The organism is Streptococcus mitis (genome assembly GCF_946190065.1).
In the GTDB taxonomy this organism is placed as follows: Bacteria; Bacillota; Bacilli; order Lactobacillales; family Streptococcaceae; genus Streptococcus; species Streptococcus mitis_DE.
In genome coordinates, this window is the sequence record NZ_CAMHZD010000022.1 from 1 (window position 1) to 21779 (window position 21779).

16 protein-coding genes are annotated in these 21779 nt (G+C 39.1%); 2 read left to right on the forward strand and 14 right to left on the reverse strand.

Translation table 11 applies throughout. The features are described from left to right. The 8 genes from OCF96_RS08975 to OCF96_RS09010 all read right to left on the reverse strand — a co-directional run. On the reverse strand, positions 1-5960 hold a 5960-nt coding region (locus tag OCF96_RS08975; protein ID WP_261446959.1), incomplete at its 3' end, for a YPDG domain-containing protein. Positions 5961-6546: 586 nt separating this feature from the next. Beyond that, positions 6547-10491, reverse strand: a complete 3945-nt coding sequence (locus OCF96_RS08980) for a YSIRK-type signal peptide-containing protein (protein ID WP_261446960.1) — start codon at positions 10489-10491, stop codon at positions 6547-6549. A 399-nt stretch (positions 10492-10890) separates the two neighbouring features. Continuing rightward, entirely contained in the window at positions 10891-11286 is a 396-nt protein-coding gene (locus tag OCF96_RS08985) for a YtxH domain-containing protein (RefSeq protein ID WP_261446961.1), read from the reverse strand. A 15-nt stretch (positions 11287-11301) separates the two neighbouring features. Next, positions 11302-11685, reverse strand: a complete 384-nt coding sequence (locus tag OCF96_RS08990) for a DUF948 domain-containing protein (protein WP_000895044.1) — start codon at positions 11683-11685, stop codon at positions 11302-11304. Continuing rightward, positions 11686-12474, reverse strand: coding sequence for a prolipoprotein diacylglyceryl transferase (gene lgt / locus OCF96_RS08995; RefSeq protein ID WP_261446962.1), 789 nt, complete (start codon positions 12472-12474; stop codon positions 11686-11688). Next, complete coding sequence (gene hprK, locus OCF96_RS09000; protein ID WP_000115157.1) at positions 12467-13402, reverse strand: HPr(Ser) kinase/phosphatase; 936 nt, start codon at positions 13400-13402, stop codon at positions 12467-12469. The genes lgt and hprK overlap by 8 nt, the downstream gene beginning before the upstream one ends. A gap of 282 nt (positions 13403-13684) precedes the next feature. Next, positions 13685-13861 (reverse strand): 30S ribosomal protein S21, encoded by a 177-nt coding sequence (rpsU, locus tag OCF96_RS09005; protein WP_000048054.1) that lies wholly within the window; start codon positions 13859-13861, stop codon positions 13685-13687. Positions 13862-14012: 151 nt separating this feature from the next. Beyond that, the gene (locus tag OCF96_RS09010; RefSeq protein ID WP_261446963.1) at positions 14013-14720 is read right to left on the reverse strand and encodes a glucosamine-6-phosphate deaminase; all 708 of its coding nucleotides are present in this window, start codon (positions 14718-14720) and stop codon (positions 14013-14015) included. Between the two features lie 150 nt (positions 14721-14870). Here OCF96_RS09010 and queA point away from each other — a divergent pair, with 150 nt between their 5' ends. Beyond that, on the forward strand, positions 14871-15899 hold the full coding sequence (gene queA, locus OCF96_RS09015; protein WP_261446964.1) for a tRNA preQ1(34) S-adenosylmethionine ribosyltransferase-isomerase QueA: 1029 nt from the start codon (positions 14871-14873) through the stop codon (positions 15897-15899). Positions 15900-15975: 76 nt separating this feature from the next. Here queA and OCF96_RS09020 read toward each other — a convergent pair whose 3' ends face one another. Genes OCF96_RS09020 through mnmL form a run of 5 tightly spaced genes read right to left on the reverse strand, consistent with a single transcriptional unit; the run spans position 15976 to position 20674 of the window. Then, positions 15976-16836, reverse strand: coding sequence for a YihY/virulence factor BrkB family protein (locus OCF96_RS09020; RefSeq protein ID WP_261446965.1), 861 nt, complete (start codon positions 16834-16836; stop codon positions 15976-15978). Between the two features lie 27 nt (positions 16837-16863). Continuing rightward, a complete protein-coding gene (locus OCF96_RS09025) occupies positions 16864-18918 on the reverse strand; it encodes a cation:proton antiporter (RefSeq protein ID WP_261446966.1) in 2055 nt (684 codons plus the stop codon). 11 nt (positions 18919-18929) lie between these two features. Beyond that, on the reverse strand, positions 18930-19184 hold the full coding sequence (locus OCF96_RS09030; protein ID WP_261446967.1) for a hypothetical protein: 255 nt from the start codon (positions 19182-19184) through the stop codon (positions 18930-18932). Beyond that, the gene (gene mnmM, locus OCF96_RS09035; protein ID WP_261446968.1) at positions 19177-19734 is read right to left on the reverse strand and encodes a tRNA 5-(aminomethyl)-2-thiouridylate-methyltransferase MnmM; all 558 of its coding nucleotides are present in this window, start codon (positions 19732-19734) and stop codon (positions 19177-19179) included. Before mnmM ends, OCF96_RS09030 begins: the two co-directional genes overlap by 8 nt. Beyond that, the gene (gene mnmL, locus OCF96_RS09040) at positions 19718-20674 is read right to left on the reverse strand and encodes a tRNA modification radical SAM protein MnmL/YtqA (RefSeq protein WP_025169866.1); all 957 of its coding nucleotides are present in this window, start codon (positions 20672-20674) and stop codon (positions 19718-19720) included. The genes mnmM and mnmL overlap by 17 nt, the downstream gene beginning before the upstream one ends. A 91-nt stretch (positions 20675-20765) precedes the next feature. Here mnmL and OCF96_RS09045 point away from each other — a divergent pair, with 91 nt between their 5' ends. After that, on the forward strand, positions 20766-21125 hold the full coding sequence (locus OCF96_RS09045) for a DUF3397 domain-containing protein (RefSeq protein ID WP_261040606.1): 360 nt from the start codon (positions 20766-20768) through the stop codon (positions 21123-21125). Positions 21126-21203: 78 nt separating this feature from the next. Here OCF96_RS09045 and OCF96_RS09050 read toward each other — a convergent pair whose 3' ends face one another. Further along, positions 21204-21512, reverse strand: coding sequence for a hypothetical protein (locus tag OCF96_RS09050; protein ID WP_261446969.1), 309 nt, complete (start codon positions 21510-21512; stop codon positions 21204-21206). Positions 21513-21779: the final 267 nt, after the last annotated feature.

The following is a 21779-nucleotide window of genomic DNA, read 5'->3' on the forward strand; positions in this document are numbered from 1 at the left end:
ACTCCTGGTTGATCGCTTTCGAAGGTTGTTCCTGATGGAATTTTCTTACCGTTCTCTTCTGTTAATGGTATTTCTACCTTAGTTCCTGGTTTGCCATTTCCATCATTGTATTTCGGTGTGTAGACACCTTTATCTTTTTCTACCACTGTTACATTGACTGGTACTTCATCTTTCGATCCATCTGGATATGTTACTGTAACCTTACCTGTAATCTTATCTCCTGGTTTTGCTCCGTCTGGGATTGTTACTGTGACTTTTCCATCGTTATCTACTGTGATGACTCCTGGTTGGTCGCTTTCGAAGGTTGTTCCTGATGGAATTTTCTTACCGTTCTCTTCTGTTAATGGTATTTCTACCTTAGTTCCTGGTTTACCATTTCCATCATTGTATTTCGGTGTGTAGATACCTTTATCTTTTTCTACCACTGTTACATTGACTGGTACTTCATCTTTCGATCCATCTGGGTATGTTACTGTAACCTTACCTGTAATCTTATCTCCTGGGTTTGCTCCGTCTGGGATTGTTACTGTGACTTTTCCATCGTTATCTACTGAGATGACTCCTGGTTGATCGCTTTCGAAGGTTGTTCCTGATGGAATTTTCTTACCGTTCTCTTCTGTTAATGGTATTTCTACTTTAGTTCCCGGTTTTCCATTTCCATCATCGTATTTCGGTGTGTAATCATCTTTATCTCGACTAGTTACCGTTACTTTTACTGGTACTTCGTCTTTTGATCCATCTGGATATGTTACTGTAATCTTACCTGTAATCTTATCTCCTGGATTTGCTCCTTCTGGGATCGTTACTGTTACTTTTCCATCTTTATCTACTGAGATGACTCCTGGTTGATCACTTTCAAATGTTGTTCCTCCTGGAATTTTCTTACCGTTCTCTTCTTTTAATGGTATTTCTACCTCAGTTCCTGGTTTTCCATGACCATCGTTGTATTTCGGTGTGTAATCATCTTTATCTCGATTAGTTACCGTTACTTTTACTGGCACTTCGTCTTTCGATCCATCTGGGTATGTTACTGTAACCTTACCTGTAATCTTATCCCCTGGGTTTGCTCCGTCTGGGATTGTTACTGTTACTTTGCCATTTCTATCTACTGTGATGACTCCTGGTTGATCGCTTTCGAATGTTGATCCCTCTGGAATTTTCTTACCGTTCTCTTCTTTTAATGGTATTTCTACCTCAGTTCCTGGTTTTCCATGGCCATCATTGTATTTTGGTGTGTAATCATCAGATACTTGAGTCACCTTAACGGTTACTGGAACATCGATAGTAGAACCATCTGGATAGGTAACAGTTACAACACCTGGCTTGTCTCCTGATGTAGAAGTGTCTGGTGTCGTTTTCCATGTGTAATTTGTACCATTTGGAAGGTCACCATTATTACCAATACTGTTCTTAGCATTCGGTTGCACCTTAAGCCCAACTGTTTGAGTTTTGGCTGTTGGAACAATATTTGTTGCCTCCTTAATTGGGCTTGGTTCTGACACAACATTATCTTCTCCTGGTGTTTGAACAGTTGTTTTAGCTGTAATATTTCCTACTGGAACCTTACCTGGGATGATTACTGTTGCTTTTCCATTTGTTACAGTTCCTGTACCAATAACAGTTGTTCCATCTGGACCATAAAGAGTTACGATTGAACCATCTTTAACTCCCCCTCCAACAGAAACAGTTACTGGAACATTTTCTTTATTAGACTTACCTGTTAAATCTGTTTCAATCGTTGGAGCTTTTGGCTTAACAATGATTGTTACTTGCGGATTAGATTTGGCTACTGTGTTATCTGTATGAGTTGCTGTTGCTGTGTACTTAAAGACACCTGCTGTATCTTGAACAACTTTCGGCGTTGTCCCTTCCCAGCCCCACTCAACTCCAATTCCTTTACCATTAGGTCCTGCGTCTGTATAGTAATTACCGTCCACATTCCCCTTCCAGTTTCTTAGCGAATCTCCAACTGTGACAGTCACCGTTTTACCTTTGATAGGATAAAGAGCTGCTTTATTAGTTGTCGCTACTTTCTCTGGACTAGGATCAGATGTGACATCTTGTTCACCAGGTGTTTGAACAGTTGTTTTTGCTGTAATATTTCCTTTTGGAATTGTTCCTGTAACTGTCGCTTTTCCATTAGCCACAGTACCTCTACCAATTACACGTCCATCCTGAGAATAAAGTGTTACAATAGAGCCATCTTTTACCCCGTCATGAACATTTACAACAACTGCTGTGTTAGGCAGTTCTGCCTTACCAGTTAGATCCGTCTCAATCGTTGGAGCTTTTGGTTTAACAATAACGGTTACTTGCGGATCAGATTCTGCTACTGATTTATCTGGATGAGTTGCTGTTGCTGTATACTTAAAGACACCTGCTGTATCTCGAACAGCTTTAGGCGTTGTCCCTTTCCAACCCCATTCTACCCCATTTCCACGTCCTTTTGGTGCATTAGTGTAGTAGTTAGAATCTACATGGTCCTTCCATGTTACTAGTGAATCTCCAACTGTAACAGTTACTGTCTGACCTTCCAGTGGATGCTGACTAGCTAAGTCTTTCCCTACATGGACAGGGACATCAATATTCTCAGTTGATTTATCTGGATATGTGATTTTTACGACTGCTTTTTTATCTGTTCCTGTAGTATTGGTTTCAGGTTTTGAAACTACTTCAAAGATAGTTCCGGCTGGGAAGGCTGGCGTACCAGGTTTAGCAATGACTTTTCCTTTAACCTCATCATCTGTGATGGTATGGTTAAATGGTACAGTCAGCGTATTTGCTGCTGGAGTATACTTTTCTGCCTGTTCATGTACATCAAAAACAAAGAATCCTGTTGTGGTGTTAGTTCCGTCTGTTGAAATTGCACGGGCAGTATACTTACCTTTCCCAACTCCTAAACCAACTGTTCCTGTTACACTTTGTCCTAATGGCGAACCTTCTGTTGCCGTACCACTGACAGGTGTAAAGTTAAATCCACTTTGTAAGTTTTCCGCTTTGAAATTCGTCACTTTTCCACTATCATCTGTAGTGATAAGACGTGTATTCACTTCATCACCACGGTATAGTGGAATAACTATATTTTGTCCTTGTTCATGAGTTTTTCCTAACTCCACTTTGCTACCATCGTCTTTAGCCCAATAGATTTTTGGTGGCGTTGTATCACGAACCACTACTGGAACTGTTACTTCATCTGTTGATTTATCAGAGTAAGTCACAATAACTGTAGCTGTTTTGTTACCTGTTGTATCTGTATCAGGTTTTTGTTTAACAGTTAAGGTCGCATTACTTGGATAATTTTTAACTTTTGCTTTAATTGCTTCATCTGTTAATTCTTGTTTGATTCCAACTACAAGAGTTTCTGCTGTTGGATTGTGTTTTTCATTTTCTTTAGTGGCTGGTACAACTTTTACTTTTACTGTCTTAACAACTTCGTGACCAGCGTCATCAGTCGCCTTAAAGGTAACTGTTTTTTCTCCAATATCAGATTCCTTTGCCGCTCCAAGATCAATAGATAGTGTCTTTTGTTTGTCAGTATTTACTGAATAGTTCGTTTGTTGCGTAAATAGATGATTAGCATATTTTGTAGCTATATCTGTAAAGTCTAAATTCACCTTAGTATCATCTTGTCCATTTACATTAAATAATATTTTCTCACCAACTTTTACAGTTTGTTCTGCTGGTGTAACAGTCAAGGTAGGAGGTTGTGTGTCTGGTTTAGGGGTTGGAGTAACAGGTTTACTTTTATCAGAAGTTACTGTTCCATTAGTATTAGTAACTACTGTTTCAGCTGTAATAGGGTTTCCTGGTAGAGCTCCTTTAACTGTAACTGTCGCAGTTTCTCCATTAGTTGTTCCAGTTCCGATAACTGTATTTCCATCATAAATCTTAACTGTCGAACCTTTTGGCACTCCACTTCCAACATTTACAGTAATTTGTTGATTCGTTTCGCCTTTTTTATTGGCAACGCTTGTTGTAATAATAGGTTGTTTCGGTTTAACGTTTAATGTAACTGTTCCGTCTGAACCTGAGTTTGCAGCATCTGATTTTGAACCATCTTGATAAGTAGCCACAGCAGTATATTTGAACACTCCGGCTTCGGCTGTACTTGGTTTAATATTATTTTTCCAACTCCAAGTCATTCCACCTGGAAACTCTCCACCATTTTTAGGAGTAATATATTTAGCACTTACTGGATTATCTGGGTTTGGAAGTGTATCTCCCACTGTTTTGTTATGTGTGCTACCTTGGATAGGAGATAATTGTGCATCAGTTTTTGTTGTTAAACGAGTTCCTGCTGCTCCCATAATATAAGAACGATTAGCTGTAGGTGCTTTTGCTACTGTTGCCGCATAAACACGACCATATCGAGCTGCTTCTTCAGTAGTCACATTATCTCTTAGTTTAATCTTAACATGCATATGCATTGCATAGTCAGTACTTTCTCTTCTGACATCTACCCCTAGATAATATGATAGTCCTGGATAAGCACCATTTTTATTTTTAGGAAGTTCATTTAGAGTAGGGTCATTTTGGTTATTTTTAAATACATCCCATCTTTGACCATTACGAGTTACCCCTGCGTTTGGATCATAAAACGTATCTCTATCAGCATTGAAAATATGGTATTGTTGCTCCCATGGCTTTGAAATTATAGCTGTATTTCCATATTGTTCAAATCCTTGGAAACCATCTGAAAGTCTGCTACCTCCAGTATTACGATAACGTGTAAATTTTAGATCTTTTATTGTATTAGATTTATAAGTTCCATTCCCATTTAGATCCATGATATTAAATGGAGCTTGGAAGTAATAGTGTTCTTGATAAGATTTATCAGTTATCTTTCTTCCGTTGTTATTGAAGAAGACATCATAAACAATCCATTTACCTTCACTATCTTGCATATAGTAGGCTTTGATATCTGTGTGATCTCTAGTCAACTCAGGATCATTATTTCTTGTGTAACTACCGTTGTTATCTTTAGGGTCAACAGAAGCAAAATATTTGATATTCGCTAAGGCTCCAGAATTGATTTCACCATTTGCTCTAAATTGAGTACCTTGACCCATACTTTGACCATTACGTGGATCATTCTTACCTGAAGTTAGACGCAAAGCCGCTATTTTGACAGAATTAAACGTTCTCTTCACACGCTTTGTTAAATCTTCAATATCGTTAGGAGAAATCGTTGTATTCTGAATAACCCCTTGGGCTAATCCCAAGAGTTCATTGGCTTTTTCAAGAACTTCTTTGCTAGTCTCATGCTCAGGCAATTCCAAAACAGCTGCCTGCAATTGATCTACAGATACTTTCAAAGCATCTTTTTTAGCTGATACAGTTTGACTCTCTTCGCTTGCACTTACTTCAGAAGAAGGTTGGCTCGCTGGTTTTTCAGCCTGCTTCTCAGTTTTATCTACTTGAACCCCAGTTGATTCCTTAGCAGCTGATACCACTGTCACATCTTTAGACAAGAGTTCTACAAGCTCATCAATATCCTTTTGAGCTAGCTCAGAATTTTCTAGAGCCTCTTTTCCTTTTTGAAGTCTGTCTTTAACAGGTGAGACTACTGAATCGTCAAGGTTTAATTTAGTTGAAAGAAGAGAATTTAATTCTTCAACTACTTTTCTTAACTTGGCTTTATCACCTGCGTTAGCTCTATTTGTAGCAACTGCAGGTGCTTGATTTTCCAGAGATTTGTTTCCTGCATCTACTTTGTTTTCAGCAGCGCCTGTACTCTCTTGAGGCGACTTGGGCTCATCTTTAGGGTTTACTACGCCCGCAGCAGATGGTGTAGTATTTTCGCTTACACTATCCGCACTCGCAACGCGCGCACCCAAAAACATCAGCGCTGCAACAGCAACTGAAGCCGCACCAAAGCTATATTTACGAATAGAAAAGCGCAAAACCTTTTCGCTTTGGTGACGCTTTACCCTACTTAATGAATTCTGTTTATGTTCCATTTTCCCTCCTAGGATTAATGCAAATATAATATAGAAAAAGCAATCTTTATAACTCTAATTTCTACAAAGAAACAAGTTATAAAAACCACTATGACGACTGCTATTGCGATGACATCACAGCTATCACAGCTATCACAGCTCGATTATACCATTTTTAATATATTTAAACAAGTCAAAACCGATTTATTACATAAAACAAGGGATAAAATATTTAATTATTTATAAAATGTTATTATGTTATATGTATTAACATAATCAAATCTCTAGCTTTAAAATAAATCTGTAACTACGATAATTCATCGTCATTTTTAATAGTAAAAAATAATCATCTAGAAAATTTAATGGTAACAGATGACTCATCTATAGCAGATTGAAACTAGAATAGTATATCGGAACCACTAAAATATTTCTAGAAATTAGTCTTCTTACCTAATCGATTTATTCACATCTTATTTCAACATACCATAGAATCTACTTTTCAAAAAATACAACAACGGCCTTGTACCTCTTAAAATGAGGAACAAGGCCGTTGTTGAATATTTCATTGTCCACTTAACAATGAACAGTTCATCTTTTGACTAAATTTTTAGTCTTCTTTTTTCTTGCGAACTACAAGTCCAAATCCACTCAATAGTCCAAGAAGTCCTAGAGAGGCAAGAGTCGCATTTGATTCCGTTCCTGTATTTGGTAGTACATTTTGAAATTCATTTGACTTAGCTCCGCTATCAATAGTATCTGTAGTATTTTCATGTTTTGCATTCGGAGTAACTGAATCTGGAATTGGAGTTGTTAGCGCAGATGTATCGGGACCAGTATTTCCATTAGTATCAGGTGTGACTGGGTTTACTGGAATTGTATTTGGATTTGTACTTCCACTTGCTTTTCTGAAAATGTGGGTCATTACTGGTTCATTTTCATCAATCACAGTTCGTACAAATTCATATCCTGAAATTGATCCATGTTCCGAATCCTTTTCATTGCCTGTCTTAACGGATGGTTTCAATACATTTCCATCTTCATCAATCCATCGAACCTCAATCATTAGCTCTGGCAACTCAATTGAATCTGGTAATACACCATTTTCAAAAATTGTTACTTTAGGTAGAGTTGCTGGAATTGTATTTGGATTTGTACTTCCACTTGCTTTTCTGAAAATGTGAGTCATTACTGGTTCATTTTCATCAATCACAGTTCGTACAAATTCATATCCTGAAATTGATCCATGTTCCGCATCCTTTTCATTGCCTGTCTTAAGGGATGGTTTCAATACATTTCCATCTTCACCAATCCAACGAACCTCAATCATTATCTCTGGCAATTCAATTGAATCCGGTAATACACCATTTTCAAACATTGTTACATTAGGAACTTCCAAAGATGGTTTACCTGGCTCAGTAATCGTACCTGTACCTGGTTTTTCTACATCTGGTAGATCACTATTTGGTACTTTACCTTTACCATCTTCGTCTGGGACTTCTACCTTAGTTCCTGGTGCGTATATTGAGCCATCTTGTTTCTTCGGTGTTGCTGTATCATCACCTGTCTTAGGATCTTGTTCTAACTCTACTTTTGCTTCTTTCGATTTCCCATCAGTTCGAACTGTTATAGGAGTTACCTTACCCGTTTTTGGATCAACTTCATAAGTTGTAGTGTTGATAACTTCACGACCTTCAGGATCTTTAGAGCGTTCAACCTTAGTTTTTGCTCCTACTTTAACGATTGTCTTACCTGCCGGGGTGACGACTGGATTACCAAGGTATTCTGTGATATGACCGTCCTTTGGATCTACATCGTAAGTGGTTGTAGTAACTGCTTTACCTTTTTCACCCTCAGTACGCTGATCTGGTGTACCGAAGTCTTTTTCAACATCTTTAATGTATTCCACTTCTGGTTCAATTGGTGTTTCTACTATTTTGTCTTTGGCACCAACTTTAACGACTTTTGGTACCATTTCTGTTCTACTAACAACCGGTGTCCCATCCGTTACTGTACCGTTAGTTTCATTAACAAGTGTTGATGTTGTTGTTACTATCTTACCTTCAGATCCGTTATTAGTAACCGTATTAGTTCCTACATCTTTGGTTTTATCTGCTTCATACCGTGTTGTTACCGGAATTATTTTGGTTACGACTTTGGATTTGATGCCATTTGGACTGGCAATATCTTTCCTTACTGTAGTAGTAAGAGCACCTGTACTTGCATTCACTTCGTAAGTGGTTGTCTTCTTAACAACATTATCGCCTTCTTTAAGGTATTCAACCTCATCTTTAGATGGGACTTTGACCACTGTCGGTTTTGATGGAACTACTACTGCCGGTTCTTCATGTGGAATGAGGCTGCCGTCTGTCGGATTGACTGTATATGTTGTAGTTACTGTTCTAGTACCTGGAGTACCAGCTACTGTAATTTTGGCTTCACTTTTGACTTTTGTGGAGTCTTTTTCATAACGAACACTTGGCTCAAGTGGCGTAACCACAACCTTAGATTTAGCACCATCTTTCTTGAACACTTCCTTTTTCTCTGTTGGAGTCAGAGAACCTGTACTTGCATTGACCGAGTAAGTTGTAGTCTTCTTAACCACATCATCGCCTTCTTTGAGATATTCGACCTCATCTTTAGCTGGGACCTTGACCACCGTAGGATTTGAAGGTTTAATAACTGGTTTTCCTTCATGTGGAATGAGGTTACCATCTGTCGGATTCACAGTATAAGTGGTAGTTACTGTTCTAGTGCCTGGAGTACCAGCTACTGTGATTTTTGCTTCACCTTTAGCTTTTGTCGCGTCTTTTTCATAACGAATACTTGGCTCAAGTGGCGTAACCACAACCTTAGATTTAGCACCATCTTTCTTGAACACTTCATCAAGCGTATTTTTAGTAATCTGTCCTGTATCAGGATTTTTCATACTAACAGTTGTTGACTTAATGATGTCATCTCCGCGCTTACTATATACAGCAGTTTCTCCAACTTTTTCTACAGATTTACTTGTTGTAATTTTTTTATCCTGATAACCTGTCCCATCCAAGGAAATTCGTTTCCCAGATATAAACTCTGGTCGTCTATTAATCATATCATTTTCAAAATAAGAACGTGAACTATGACCACCGCTTGTTCGTCCAACATTTATAACAACATCACTATCATTACTGACTCCTTTTCTTATCGTCGAATCATTATCAACAATATAATGAGTCAATTTCCCTGACTTAGCTATTTTTTTGCTATCTAAACCTTTTTGCCAAAATTCACGGCCAGAAATAAAACTTGTCACAACTTTTGGAGCATTGAATGTTGTTCCTTTTTTTAATACATTATTATAAAAGTTTCTATAAGCCCGCTGTTCTTTAGGAGACATAACTCTGCTGTCAGAATATGCCAACTGATAGGCTTCAACCATTGCCCGTTGTACTAAATATCCTCCTAAAGAATGGCCTGTCAAATAAAGATTGGTAATACTCTTATCTTTGGCTAGTTCACGCATGATATCTTCTGCATCTTTCCCTTGCTGAGGATTACTTCCTGTTCCAAGTCTTATATCAGCTCCTATATCTTTCGCATCACTTGTTCCACGAAAGGCTAATACTTGTGCAGTTCCATTTGGTAAATATAAGAAATCACTCTTAGTTTCATACAAGACAGCATCTAGTCCACTGGAGGTATGATAACTTTTTTTCCTTTCCCAATAAGGCCCCAACTCCTTATTCATCATCATATACTCATAACGCGGCTTCCTATCACCATTCTTTTTATATAACTCTGATTCTGCTAAGGGTTTCTTATTATCCAGCACTCTATCAATATAATTATCATCACGGTAAGACAATTCCATGAACATAATCATATCGCGTTCACTGACATTCCATTTTAATTTTTCATCTGGCTTTTCTTTACTGTCAATAATACCATCACCATCAGTATCTTCTAGTAAGGGATGACTATTATAGCCTACATATTTTTTCCCGCCTTTTTCATAAATATAAAGTTCTTCTTTATCCTTCAAGTAATCATCATCTGTATAGGCTTCTGGACTTAACTGAGGGCCGTTTAATAACAAACTATCAAGCTTATTGCCTTCTGAACCGATTACTCCTGCTTTTATTTGCTTAGCATACTCATCAGTTAATTCATACTTTTTAACCTCGGAAGGATTTGATGTTGCTCTCACCGCTGGAGTGCTTGACCTGTCTTCACCCGCCACGGAAGCCCTTGTGGTCAAGCTATTATTTTCTTTATCCCCAGATGTCTCAAGTTCTGTAGTTCTTGTAGATATTATTGGAGTATCTTTTGGGGCTGGACTGGAGATATCATCTCGATTTTCTGGTGAATTTTGAGCCTCTTGTTTTTTCTCCACAGTAGGGGTCGAATTCTCCCTTTCAGAATTAACTCCTATCTCTGTTGCCAAATTATTTTCCGTAGAAGCCAGTACTCCCTGAGATGGTGTAAACAGGGTAATTCCTATTAATACCGAAGCCACTCCAACAGAAAACTTTCGAATCGAAAAACGTTGACGTTTATTAAAAATATCTTTCATTTTACCAACTTTCTTTCTAACTATTTTTTTACAAAATAGAGGATTCTAATATTTTACATTGACAAAATACTAAACCGTTTCTTGACTAAAATTTTAGAGCTTTTCCTCTACTTTGTCCTAAACTATCGCATTGATTTCTAATCATAGAAAATGGATTGCTTAATATTACTAAAATATCAGTAAAATATAAAAAAATGTAAATATTTCACTTCTAACACTGCCATTATACCATAAAAATTCATAACACTCATATGTTTTAAAAAAGGTTTGTCAAAAAGCCTTTAAAATCAAAAAACACATAGTATCAAGTATTGAAAAAACTTGATACTATGTGTTTTATTGTGAGAAGATTTACTTCATTTTTTCCTAGAATTGAGTTTTTGCCCAGTCTCGTCAAATCTAGATTTTTTCTTCTTTGATATCAATAACAATCTCTTCTGATTCATCAAGAGTTTCGGCCTTTTCTTGCCATTGCTCCTTGAGATTATTGAATCGATCTTTTGATGCTTCTGTCGCTTGACGAGCACATGATTTGGCTTGAGCAAGGACACTGTCCACAGTGATTTCACCTGACTCAACCTGTTCTTTGGTTTTAAGAACAAAATCTGTAGCCTGCTCCTTGACTTCTGTCAGTTTTCCACAGACCTGCTCCTTGGCATACTCAGGATCTTCTCTCAAATCATCTAGAAAATCTTGAGCCTGACTGCAAACTTGTTTGCCCTTGTCGCTTGTTAAAAACAAGGCGAGAGCTGCACCTGAAACGGTTCCTAAAAGGATTGAGGATAGTTTACCCATAAGAATTCTCCTTTTTTATTTTTTGAAAAATTTACTTGCTACACGAAGAGCTGACAAACTTGCACCAGTCTTAAGTGTTTTTGAACCAGCTGAAGAAGCTTTCTTGCTCAAGACACGCGCATGGTCATTGAGGTCTGAAACAGATAGAGATAAATCTGCCACTGCACTAAAGAGTGGATCAATCGTTGCCACCTTGACATTGATATCATCTGCCAAGACATTGACCTTAGCCAGCAATTCATTGGTATGATGCAAGGTCACATCCACATCTGAAGTCAAGGTTTTAATCGTCTTCTCTGTTTCATCGATAACACGTCCAAGCTTTTGTACAGTAATGATTAAATACACTAAAAATACAATCAAAGCAAGGGCTACAAGAATATATGCAACTTCTAACATTTAGTTTTCCTCCTCTGTAATATAGTAAGGGGCCTTCTTTCGATTTTGATATAGAATGATAAAAATACCCAGTCCGATAAGAACAACTGAAAGCCATTGAGACACTCGAAGACCAAAGAACATGAGACTATCTGTCCGCATGCCTTCGATGACCATACGACCGAAACCATACCAAATCAAGTAAAAGGCAGTGATATGACCTCGTCTGAGACTCTTCCATTTTCGTCTGAATATCAAAATTAAAGTAAATCCAAGTAGATTCCATAGAGACTCATAAAGGAAGGTCGGTTGACGGTAGCTCCCCTCAATATACATCTGGTCACGGATAAAACCAGGTAGATAATCCAGATTATCCACTGCTGCACCATAAGCTTCTTGGTTAAAGAAATTACCCCAGCGACCTAAACTTTGAGCAATCATGACGCTAGGCGCCGCAATGTCTAGAAAATCCCAAGTATTGATGAGCTTACGATCAGCAAAGATATAGAGTACAATAGCCCCAGTTATCAAACCACCGTAAATAGCCAAACCACCATTCCAAATGGCAAAAATTTCTCCCAAGTTCTGACTATAGTAATCAAAACGGAAAATAACATAATAGAGACGTGCTCCTAAAATAGCCAAAGGAAAAGCTATCAGGATGAAATCTAAAATATCGTCTGGTATGATCTTCTTTCTAGGTGCTTCTTTCATGGTCAAATAAACCGCAAGAATCAAGCCTGTCACAATACACAAGGCATACCAACGAATGGCTAGAGGGCCTAGATGAATAGCAATTGGATCAAGCATTAGGCACCTCGTTTTGAGCAATAAGATTGGTCAAGCGTTCTTCGAACAAACGAGTCGCATCAAAGCCCATTTCCTTGGCACGATAATTCATGGCAGCAGCCTCAATCACAACAGAAATATTACGACCTGTTTTAACTGGAATACGAATACGAGGAATAGATACGCCAGAAATTTCAAGTTCCTCTGCATTGTTTCCAAGACGATCAAAAGTTTTATGTGTATCGTAATTTTCCAAATAAACAGCCAACTGGACTTGTGAAGAATCCTTGACGGCACTCGCACCGTAGAGGCTCATAACATCGATAATCCCAACCCCACGAATTTCAATCAGGTGTCTCAAGATTTCAGCCGGTTCACCCCAAAGGGTAATCTCGTCCTTGGCAAAGATGTCTACGCGATCATCTGCTACCAAGCGGTGACCACGTTTGACAAGCTCTAGACCTGTCTCACTTTTACCAATTCCACTATCGCCCTGAATCAAGACACCCATACCATAGATATCCATCAAGACACCGTGCACACTGGTACGTTCTGCCAAACGAGAATCCAAATAGCTAGATAACTCTCCAGACAATCGACTGGTCGCCGTACGGCTAGTTAAAATAGCAATCTTACATTCTCTAGCTGCCTTTAGCATCTCCTCAGGAACCACCAAACCACGAGCAACAATAACCGCAGGTGTCTCAGGTAGAAACATTTTTTTCAAGACTTGGTAACGGTTGTGAGAGGACATCGAAACGAGATAGGACCACTCCTTCATTCCCAAGAGCTGGATTCGCTCAGGCGTATAATAGTCAAAATAGCCCGTCATTTCAAGACCAGGTCGCGTAATGTCCGCGGTATTAATTTCCTTTTCAAGTAATTCTGGTTCGCCATAGACAATGTCTAGTCTAAGCTTTTCAATCACTTCTTTTACTAAAACCGACATCATTTCCTCCTTCAATCGAGTTCTTTTTACTATTATATCAAATTGTCCTTAGAAGTTTCAGATTTTTGCAGGCTTTGAAGTATTTATTTATACTCAATGAAAATCAAAGAGCAAACTAGGAAACTAGCCGCAGGTTGCTCAAAACACTGTTTTGAGGTTGTAGATGAAACTGACGAAGTCAGTAACATATATACGGCAAGGCGACGTTGACATGGTTTGAATTTGATTTTCGAAGAGTATTAAAAGAAAAAAGACTAGATTTCTCCAGCCTTTCATTTCTAATTAGAATTTTTTACGTTTACGAGCTGCTTCTGATTTACGTTTACGTTTTACAGAAGGTTTTTCATAGAATTCACGTTTGCGTGTTTCTTGAAGAGTACCAGCTTTAGTAACCGCACGTTTGAAACGACGAAGTGCGTCGTCAAGAGATTCATTCTTACGTACTACTGTTTTAGACATTTTTTTCACTCCCTTCAAGTTCAAGATCTATTCTATTTTACACGTAAAAGTAATAATTGTCAAGAAAAAATCCGGTTTAATTTTGATTTTTTCTTCCATTTATACAAGAGTTTAAAGCACTCAGATAGAAGAAACTGAAGGGTTTCGTTTTTTATTTTTCAAGTAGGCTGAGCGCTTCTGCATCTGCAATGATGGTCACATCAGGGTGATTTTGGAGGCCACTTGCTGGTAGGTTCTCAGTCACTGGGCCAGACACTGTTCCTGCAATGGCTTCTGCTTTCGACTCACCGTAAGCAAAGAGAAGGATTGACTTGGCATCCAAGATATTTTTAATCCCCATTGAAATGGCTTGGGTTGGAACATCTTCAATCTTATCAAAGAAGCGAGCATTGGCTTCGATAGTAGACTGGTCAAGTTCTACTAGATGTGTTTGACTGTTAAATGGAGTACCAGGCTCATTAAAGCCGATATGTCCATTGCGACCAATTCCTAAGATTTGCAGGTCAACTGGATGGTCAGCCAAAATTTGGTTGTAGCGTTCAACTTCAGCTTCAGCATTGTCCTTAACACCACGAGGTAAGAAACTTTCTTTAAATGGTTTTTGGTTAAACAAGTTTTCTTGCATGAAGTAACGATAAGACTGTGGATTATCTCCATCAAGTCCTACATACTCATCAAGGTTGACACTGGTTAGATTTGAAAAATCAAGGTCACTTTCAACAATTTCCTTGTAAAATTCAAGTGGGCTACTTCCTGTCGCAAGTCCTAGGGTTTGAGCTCCATTGGCCAATTTTTCCTTCAAAATCTCAAAAGCAACTTTTCCACCTTCGATTTGGTTTTCCACTTTAATAACTTTCATCTTTTTATCCTCCGTTTCAATCTATATTTATTATATGGTATAGACCAATTTTTGTCAAGTGAAAACGATTTAATTTCTAAAAAAAGAGCGACTATACTTGAAACATGTTATAATGGATAAGATTAGAACTTAGAAAGAATGAACAGATATATGAATACAGCTGATTTTGATTTCCACTTACCCGAGGAATTAATTGCCCAAACACCTCTTGAAAAACGGGACGCCTCTAAACTCCTCATTGTCAACCGTGAGACCGGAGAAATGCAGGATAAGCACTTCCACTCTATTATTGATATGCTGGAACCTGGCGATGCTCTTGTTATGAACGACACCCGAGTTCTTCCTGCCCGACTCTATGGTCAAAAGGAAGAAACTGGAGGTCATGTAGAGCTTCTCCTGCTCAAAAACACTAGTGGAGATGAGTGGGAAGTTCTGGCTAAACCTGCCAAACGCCTCAAGGTCGGGACTCGTGTTAGATTTGGTGATGGCCGTCTCAGCGCTGTTGTTACGGAAGAATTGACTCACGGGGGCCGCATTGTCCGCTTTGAATACCAAGGAATTTTCCTAGAAGTCTTAGAAAGTCTGGGAGAAATGCCATTACCACCTTATATCCACGAAAAATTGGATGACCGTGAACGTTATCAAACTGTTTACGCCAAGGAAAGTGGCTCTGCTGCAGCACCTACTGCTGGTCTTCATTTCACCAAAGAACTGCTGGCAGAAATCCAAGCTAAGGGTGTTCATCTAGTCTATCTAACTCTTCATGTCGGACTCGGAACCTTTAGACCTGTTTCAGTTGACAATCTGGACGAACACGAAATGCACTCAGAATTCTACCAGCTTTCTGAGGAAGCTGCTGCCACCCTTCGCTCTGTCAAGGAAAATGGAGGCCGTGTCATCGCTGTCGGAACCACTTCTATCCGCACCTTGGAGACTATTGGTTCCAAGTTTGATGGGCAAATCCAAGCAGATTCTGGCTGGACCAATATCTTTATCAAACCCGGCTATGAATGGAAGGTCGTAGATGCCTTCTCAACCAACTTCCACCTGCCAAAATCAACTCTGGTCATGTTGGTTTCTGCCTTTGCAGGTCGCGAATTAGTCTTAGATGCCTACCACCATGCCATCCAAGAACACTACCGCTTCTTTAGTTTTGGCGATGCCATGTTTATCTATTAATTTCATAATGAAAAAACGCATATTATCAGGCAATAAAACCTTGATAGTATGCGTTTTGTTATGGATAAAGAAGGTGTTAGTCTTTTCCCAAGCTCGAATCTTTCAAACTCTGAACACTGGCATTAATCACCGCGCCGACAATCAAAATCTTAGCGATGAGAATAAACCAGAACATCATGACCACCACGACGACGGAACTGAACAAACGGACGTCCACTAGGTGATTGACATAATTGTTGACATAGACTGAAAAGATATTGAGCAGTAAGGCCAGAGTCAACAAGACAAAGGCACTACCTGGTAATACATGTTGAATCCGTCGCACCTTGACATTGGGCAGAAAATAATAAAGCATGATCAAGATAGCAAAAATCAAGGCATAGACCAAGGGGCCTGTCAGGTCTTGCAGATAATCAAAGAGAGGACCATCCGATTTCCAATAGCTTTTGACAAGGTTGAGAAGCATGCGACCAAAGACACTCAGAAAAAGAGCTAAGGCAAAGAGAATCTGCAGACCAAAACTGACAAACAAACTCATGAGCTGATGGGAAATCATTCCACGATTTTTTGCTACTCCGTAAGCTTTATTAAAGGCTTTCTGCAGAAAGTTCATGGATTTTGAAAAGGTCCAGAGGGCTGACAAAACCGCAAAACTCAATAAGCCTGTTGAAGGTTGGGTTAGCACCTCTGTAATAATCTTTGCAACCACATCATACATGGTATCGGGCAAGAATTCATTAACAACCTTCAAAAAATTAGAAACTGGAATCTGAAAATAAGGGAGGATATTGACCACCACCAAAAGCAGGGGAAAAATCGAAATCAACCAATAGTAGGCTACTGCGACACTGGTCAACTCACTATCTGATGCTTGATAATAATGTAAAAAAGCTTTTACTAAAGGCTTGTCTATCAGCTCTTTCCACCACTTCTTCATATCATACTCCTTCACTTATAATCTTGATTAATTTCTTCTTACCAATTCCACCATATCATAAGGCAGGGTATTGGCAGCTTCCTTCAGAGAATAGTTCTCTAAGTTATTGACATTTTGTCGTAACTTCTTGGCATACTTGGTCGTAATCAATCGTTTTTCTTCATATTCGAATATCAACTTGCGCTCCAGATAATAGCCTCTCAGCATTTCATCGATATTGTTGGGTTTAACACGATTGATAACCCGTTCGACAAAGGCACCACTGGTGATAATAGCTGTTTCTCGGAGACGAGAATCCTGCATGAAGCTGATCAAGGAACTCTTGTAAACCCCTTTTAGATTCTCCAAACTTTCGATAATCATCTCTGTATTTTCTAGATAGAGCTCTGCAATTTGGTCATAGTCAAGGGCTCTGAGTTTCTGTGATTCTTCATTTTTCCAACTGCGAAAGGTCTTACCTAAGGTAAAGACTTCATGAAGGAGAAGACGTAAAATTCGCAAGGAAACAAGGAAATAATAGGTCAATCGTGAAGCAAACTTGCGATTGATACTTTGTTCCATGTTTTTCAAATAACGTTGGTAGACTCGATAGGCACGCTCACTCATCTTGTCCTCTTCGTAAGCCTGTTCTAATCCATCACTTTCAATACTGAGGATGAGAAGTTTCAAGGCCTCCCAGTCTTCTTGAGCCCCCTTATTTTCTTGATTCAGGATAAGGTTCTCTATTCGTCCATGGTAATTGTCAATAGCCGCATAGAGAGGGAGCTTATTTCTGGTATCTTCCAACTCTTTTTCCAACTCTATCGTTACTTCATTCAAAATGGCGATATGCATGAGATAGTCCTTGCTTTCTTCCTGTTCATCAGAAAGATGAGGCAAGACCACGAGGCCTGTTAAAAAGCTTACAAGCGTCACACCTGCGACAAGGAAAAGTAAGAGAGGATACTCCTGCTCTAGATTACTTGGTATCAGAAGAATCGTAGCAATCGACACCGTTCCCTTAACACCTGAGAAGGTCAAGAGAAGCATGTCCTTCATATACTTATTTAGTTTTTTCTTGAGACGTCTGGTTCTATAGGCATAGTAGCCATAGATCATGACAAAACGAATGGCAAAGAGGACAAAGGTAAGGGCGACAAGAGATACCAATAACAGTAAGGGATTATAGATTGGATTGGTCAAGATAGGCTCTGCTATCATTTCCAACTCCATCCCTAAAATCACAAAGACAGAACCGTTGAGCATAAAATTCACTGTATGCCAGACCGTCTCGGTCACCGTATCCACTTGGGCTTCGAGGAGCGTAATTTTCTTAAAACGGCTTGCCTTTAAAATCCCAGCAACTACAACGGCAATAATCCCTGAAACGTGGACTTCTTCTGCTAGGAAGAAGGTCACCAGAGGCAAACTCAATTCTAATAAAAGTTCGCTGGCAATATCCGTTGCTCTCACACTCAGCAAGAAGCTATGTAGGAAACGGTTAGTCATGGCTGTTACAAATCCAATTAAAAAACCGCCTAGGATTGAAAAGATGAGCGAACTACTCGCTTGCCCAAGGGAAAAGGCTCCAGTTGTCCAGGCTGTCAAGGCAACCTGAAAGGCAACCAAACCAGATGCATCATTCAAGAGTCCTTCACCCTTAAGAATATTGGACACGCGCTTAGGAAAGCTAAACCGCTCCGAAAGAGAGGCAAAAGCCACCAAGTCCGTAGGGCCAAGAGCTGCCCCAACAGCCAAGCAAGCCGCCAAGGGAAGACTGAGCCAAAGAAGATGAGCCAAGCCACCCAAACTCAGGGTCGAGATGAAAATCACTGGAAATATGAGGTAAATAATGATTCGCCAGTGTTTTAAAATAGCTGTAATGTCCGCTTCTTCCGACTCTCGAAAAAGCAAGGGTCCGATAACCAGTGCTAAAAATAACTCTGTATTGAGATGAAAGTCGGTATTGGGTAAAAAGAGACCAATCACGATTCCCAACAGAATTTGCACCAAAGGGAGAGGCAAAAAGGGTAGAAGCTTATTGGTTGTACTTGAGACAATCAAAACTAGTAAAAATAGGATAAGGTAAATCAGTAATTCCACGCACGTCCTCCTTAATCTTTTCTACAACAGGATTCAAATATCTCCTTCTGCTCTTTGATTTTTTGGTCAATCTTGGAACAATCTTTGTGCTCAATTTTTCTCTGGCACCGCTCCATTTCAAGAGCAACTAATTTTTTCTTGATTTTAAGCATTTTTTTGCTCATATGCGCTTGGTCTAACACACCTACTGCTCGTTCGTGGTGGGTTGATTCTACAAAATTCTGGCGCATGGCATCCAGCTTTTCACGTAGGTATTGTTTATCCATGTCTATATCTCTCTAATTTTTCAATCATTACTAAAAATGGTGGGTTGTTGACTTGGTTTAAAGTTCGGTAAATTGCAGCTGTGTACTCTTGTTGGTTCAACTGGCTAACAAAATCCAAGACAGCATCCCTCTCTAGGTCTCCTCCTTCATGACCATAGTAGATCATGATGGCAATCCGTCCACCTTTGACAAGCAAATGACACAGCTTTTCTAATGCTTCAATCGTTGTCTGAGGTTGGGTAATGACTGACTTATCAGCTGACGGCAAATAGCCCAGATTAAAAATCCCTGCCTTGGCTTCTGTCACAAACTGGTTCAGTGTTTCATGACCTTGTAAAATCAACTGGGCATTTGTCATTCTAGCCTGGTCCAAACGCTCTTGGGTCTTCTCCAAGGCTTGTTCCTGAATATCAAAGGCATAGACTTGCTTAGCTAGCTTGGCCAGAAAAAGCGTGTCATGACCATTTCCCATAGTCGCATCCACTACGATATCATCCTGAGTTACAACCTCAGCCAAAAAATCATGTGCCATCTCAAGTGGTCTTTTCATTTTCAAACTCCTGTTTTACAGCCTTGCATCCTTGCACGCTTCCGCGACGTCGCATTTCAGTTTCAATAGCATTTAGCACTTCCCACTTATTGAGGCTCCACATAGGCCCAATCAGCATATCTCTAGGTGCATCTCCTGTGATTCGATGGATGACGATATGCTTGGGAATGATTTCCAGTTGGTCACAGATGACCTTGACATATTCGTCCTGACTCATCAGTTGCAAACGTCCCTCGTGGTAGTCCCGTTGCATACGCGTATTGGTCATCAGGTGAAGCAAGTGCAATTTAATCCCTTGAATATCATTATCCGTAACACAGCGGCGTACATTTTCAATCATCATCTCATGGGTTTCACCAGGAAGTCCATTGATCAGATGGGAAACAATCTCAATCTTGGGATACTTTCTCAAACGCTTAACCGTTTCCACATACAATTCATAGGAGTGGGCGCGATTAATCAGGTCAGAGGTTGTTTCATAAGTAGTCTGCAAGCCCAATTCTACCGTCACATGCATGCGTTCCGATAACTCAGCCAAATATTCAATGGTTTCGTCTGGTAAACAGTCTGGCCGTGTCCCGATATTGATTCCTACTACACCTGGCTCGTTGATAGCCTGCTCATAGCGCTCTCGGATGACTTCCACCTTTTCATGGGTGTTGGTAAAATTTTGAAAATAAACCAGATACTTCTGAACATCCGGCCACTTGCGGTGCATAAAGTCAATTTCCTTATAAAATTGCTCACGGATAGGGGCGTCCGGTGCTACGATAGCATCTCCAGAACCAGAAACCGTACAAAAAGTACAGCCCCCATGAGCTACAGTTCCATCACGATTGGGACAGTCAAACCCCGCATCAATAGGGACTTTAAAGGTCTTTTCTCCAAATAGTTTTCGATAATAATCATTCAAGGTATTATAAGATTTCATAACTTTCATTATAACAGAAAACATCTACAATCTCAAAAGCCTGACTTTCCTATAAATTCCTCTGTTTCTCGTTTCCTTTAGCGATTTTTTATGATACAATATGGATATGATTTTAATGAAATTAGCATCTATTTTATTATTGATACTGACCTTAGTAGTCTGCATTATCATAACCAAACTTTTTAGATTAAAAAAACTAGGACGAAACTTTGCGGATTTGGCTTTTCCAGTCTTGGTATTTGAGTACTACCTAATCACAGCTAAAACCTTTACCCATAATTTCCTCCCTAGGCTGGGACTAGCCCTCTCACTCCTAGCCATTATTCTCGTTTTTTTCTTCCTTTTGAAAAAACGCAGCTTTTACTATCCTAAATTCATCAAATTCTTCTGGCGTGCAGGATTCTTATTAACCCTTGTCATGTATATCGAGATGATTGTTGAATTGTTTACTCAGAAATAAAAAACTAAATCTAAAACACCTCAATCAAACTAAATACAGTGATTGAAGTGTTTTTCTTTATCTATTTTTCAATAATTTCTATTTACTCTCTTTATCAGGAAAGAGATAACCAATACCTACACAAGCTAGTACACCTGCTCCAATTACCAAGCCACTTGAAATTGGCAAAAGGTCCAAAGTCGCATTTGCGATGATAAAGGCAATAATCAAACACATCAGACTAGCCTTGTAGTCTTTTTTCAAAAGATTCTCTAGAGTGAAAAAGAGGAACAAGCCTACCGGAATCAATGACCAAAGGTTAATGTCCAAGGTTGGCCAGTCAACAGAACCAAAATACAATACTGTCGCTGCTGCTAGTAAAAATACAATCCCCAATAATTTTTTCATTTGTTTATCTCCAATTTCTTTATATCCTTTATAAAAAACATTATAGCTGAGAATTGTTTCAAGAACAAGCTCTGTTGCCTATCTGGTCTCTATCTCGGTCTAAGTGGTTGAAGAGTTAAGATAAAATAAGGAAACAGGGGAAAACTATCTTCCAAATAAAAAGGAATTAAGCAACCAAACGCTACTTAATTCCTTAAAATTATCTCATCACCACACTATCTCATCTCAGTACACAAACCATTTTGCTATATCTTTTCTATAGCTTTT

Excerpts from the sequence above, each read along its gene's own strand:
- hprK (WP_000115157.1), bottom strand. The coding sequence starts at position 13,402 with ATGTCGGTTTTAGTAAAAGAAGTGATTGAAAAGCTTAGACTAGACATT.
- queA (WP_261446964.1), top strand. The coding sequence starts at position 14,871 with ATGAATACAGCTGATTTTGATTTCCACTTACCCGAGGAATTAATTGCC.
- rpsU (WP_000048054.1), bottom strand. The coding sequence starts at position 13,861 with ATGTCTAAAACAGTAGTACGTAAGAATGAATCTCTTGACGACGCACTT.
- OCF96_RS08990 (WP_000895044.1), bottom strand. The coding sequence starts at position 11,685 with ATGTTAGAAGTTGCATATATTCTTGTAGCCCTTGCTTTGATTGTATTT.
- OCF96_RS09050 (WP_261446969.1), bottom strand. The coding sequence starts at position 21,512 with ATGAAAAAATTATTGGGGATTGTATTTTTACTAGCAGCAGCGACAGTA.
- OCF96_RS09020 (WP_261446965.1), bottom strand. The coding sequence starts at position 16,836 with ATGAAGAAGTGGTGGAAAGAGCTGATAGACAAGCCTTTAGTAAAAGCT.
- OCF96_RS08980 (WP_261446960.1), bottom strand. The coding sequence starts at position 10,491 with ATGAAAGATATTTTTAATAAACGTCAACGTTTTTCGATTCGAAAGTTT.
- OCF96_RS09045 (WP_261040606.1), top strand. The coding sequence starts at position 20,766 with ATGGATATGATTTTAATGAAATTAGCATCTATTTTATTATTGATACTG.
- mnmL (WP_025169866.1), bottom strand. The coding sequence starts at position 20,674 with ATGAAAGTTATGAAATCTTATAATACCTTGAATGATTATTATCGAAAA.
- OCF96_RS09010 (WP_261446963.1), bottom strand. The coding sequence starts at position 14,720 with ATGAAAGTTATTAAAGTGGAAAACCAAATCGAAGGTGGAAAAGTTGCT.
- mnmM (WP_261446968.1), bottom strand. The coding sequence starts at position 19,734 with ATGAAAAGACCACTTGAGATGGCACATGATTTTTTGGCTGAGGTTGTA.
- lgt (WP_261446962.1), bottom strand. The coding sequence starts at position 12,474 with ATGCTTGATCCAATTGCTATTCATCTAGGCCCTCTAGCCATTCGTTGG.
- OCF96_RS09030 (WP_261446967.1), bottom strand. The coding sequence starts at position 19,184 with ATGGATAAACAATACCTACGTGAAAAGCTGGATGCCATGCGCCAGAAT.
- OCF96_RS08985 (WP_261446961.1), bottom strand. The coding sequence starts at position 11,286 with ATGGGTAAACTATCCTCAATCCTTTTAGGAACCGTTTCAGGTGCAGCT.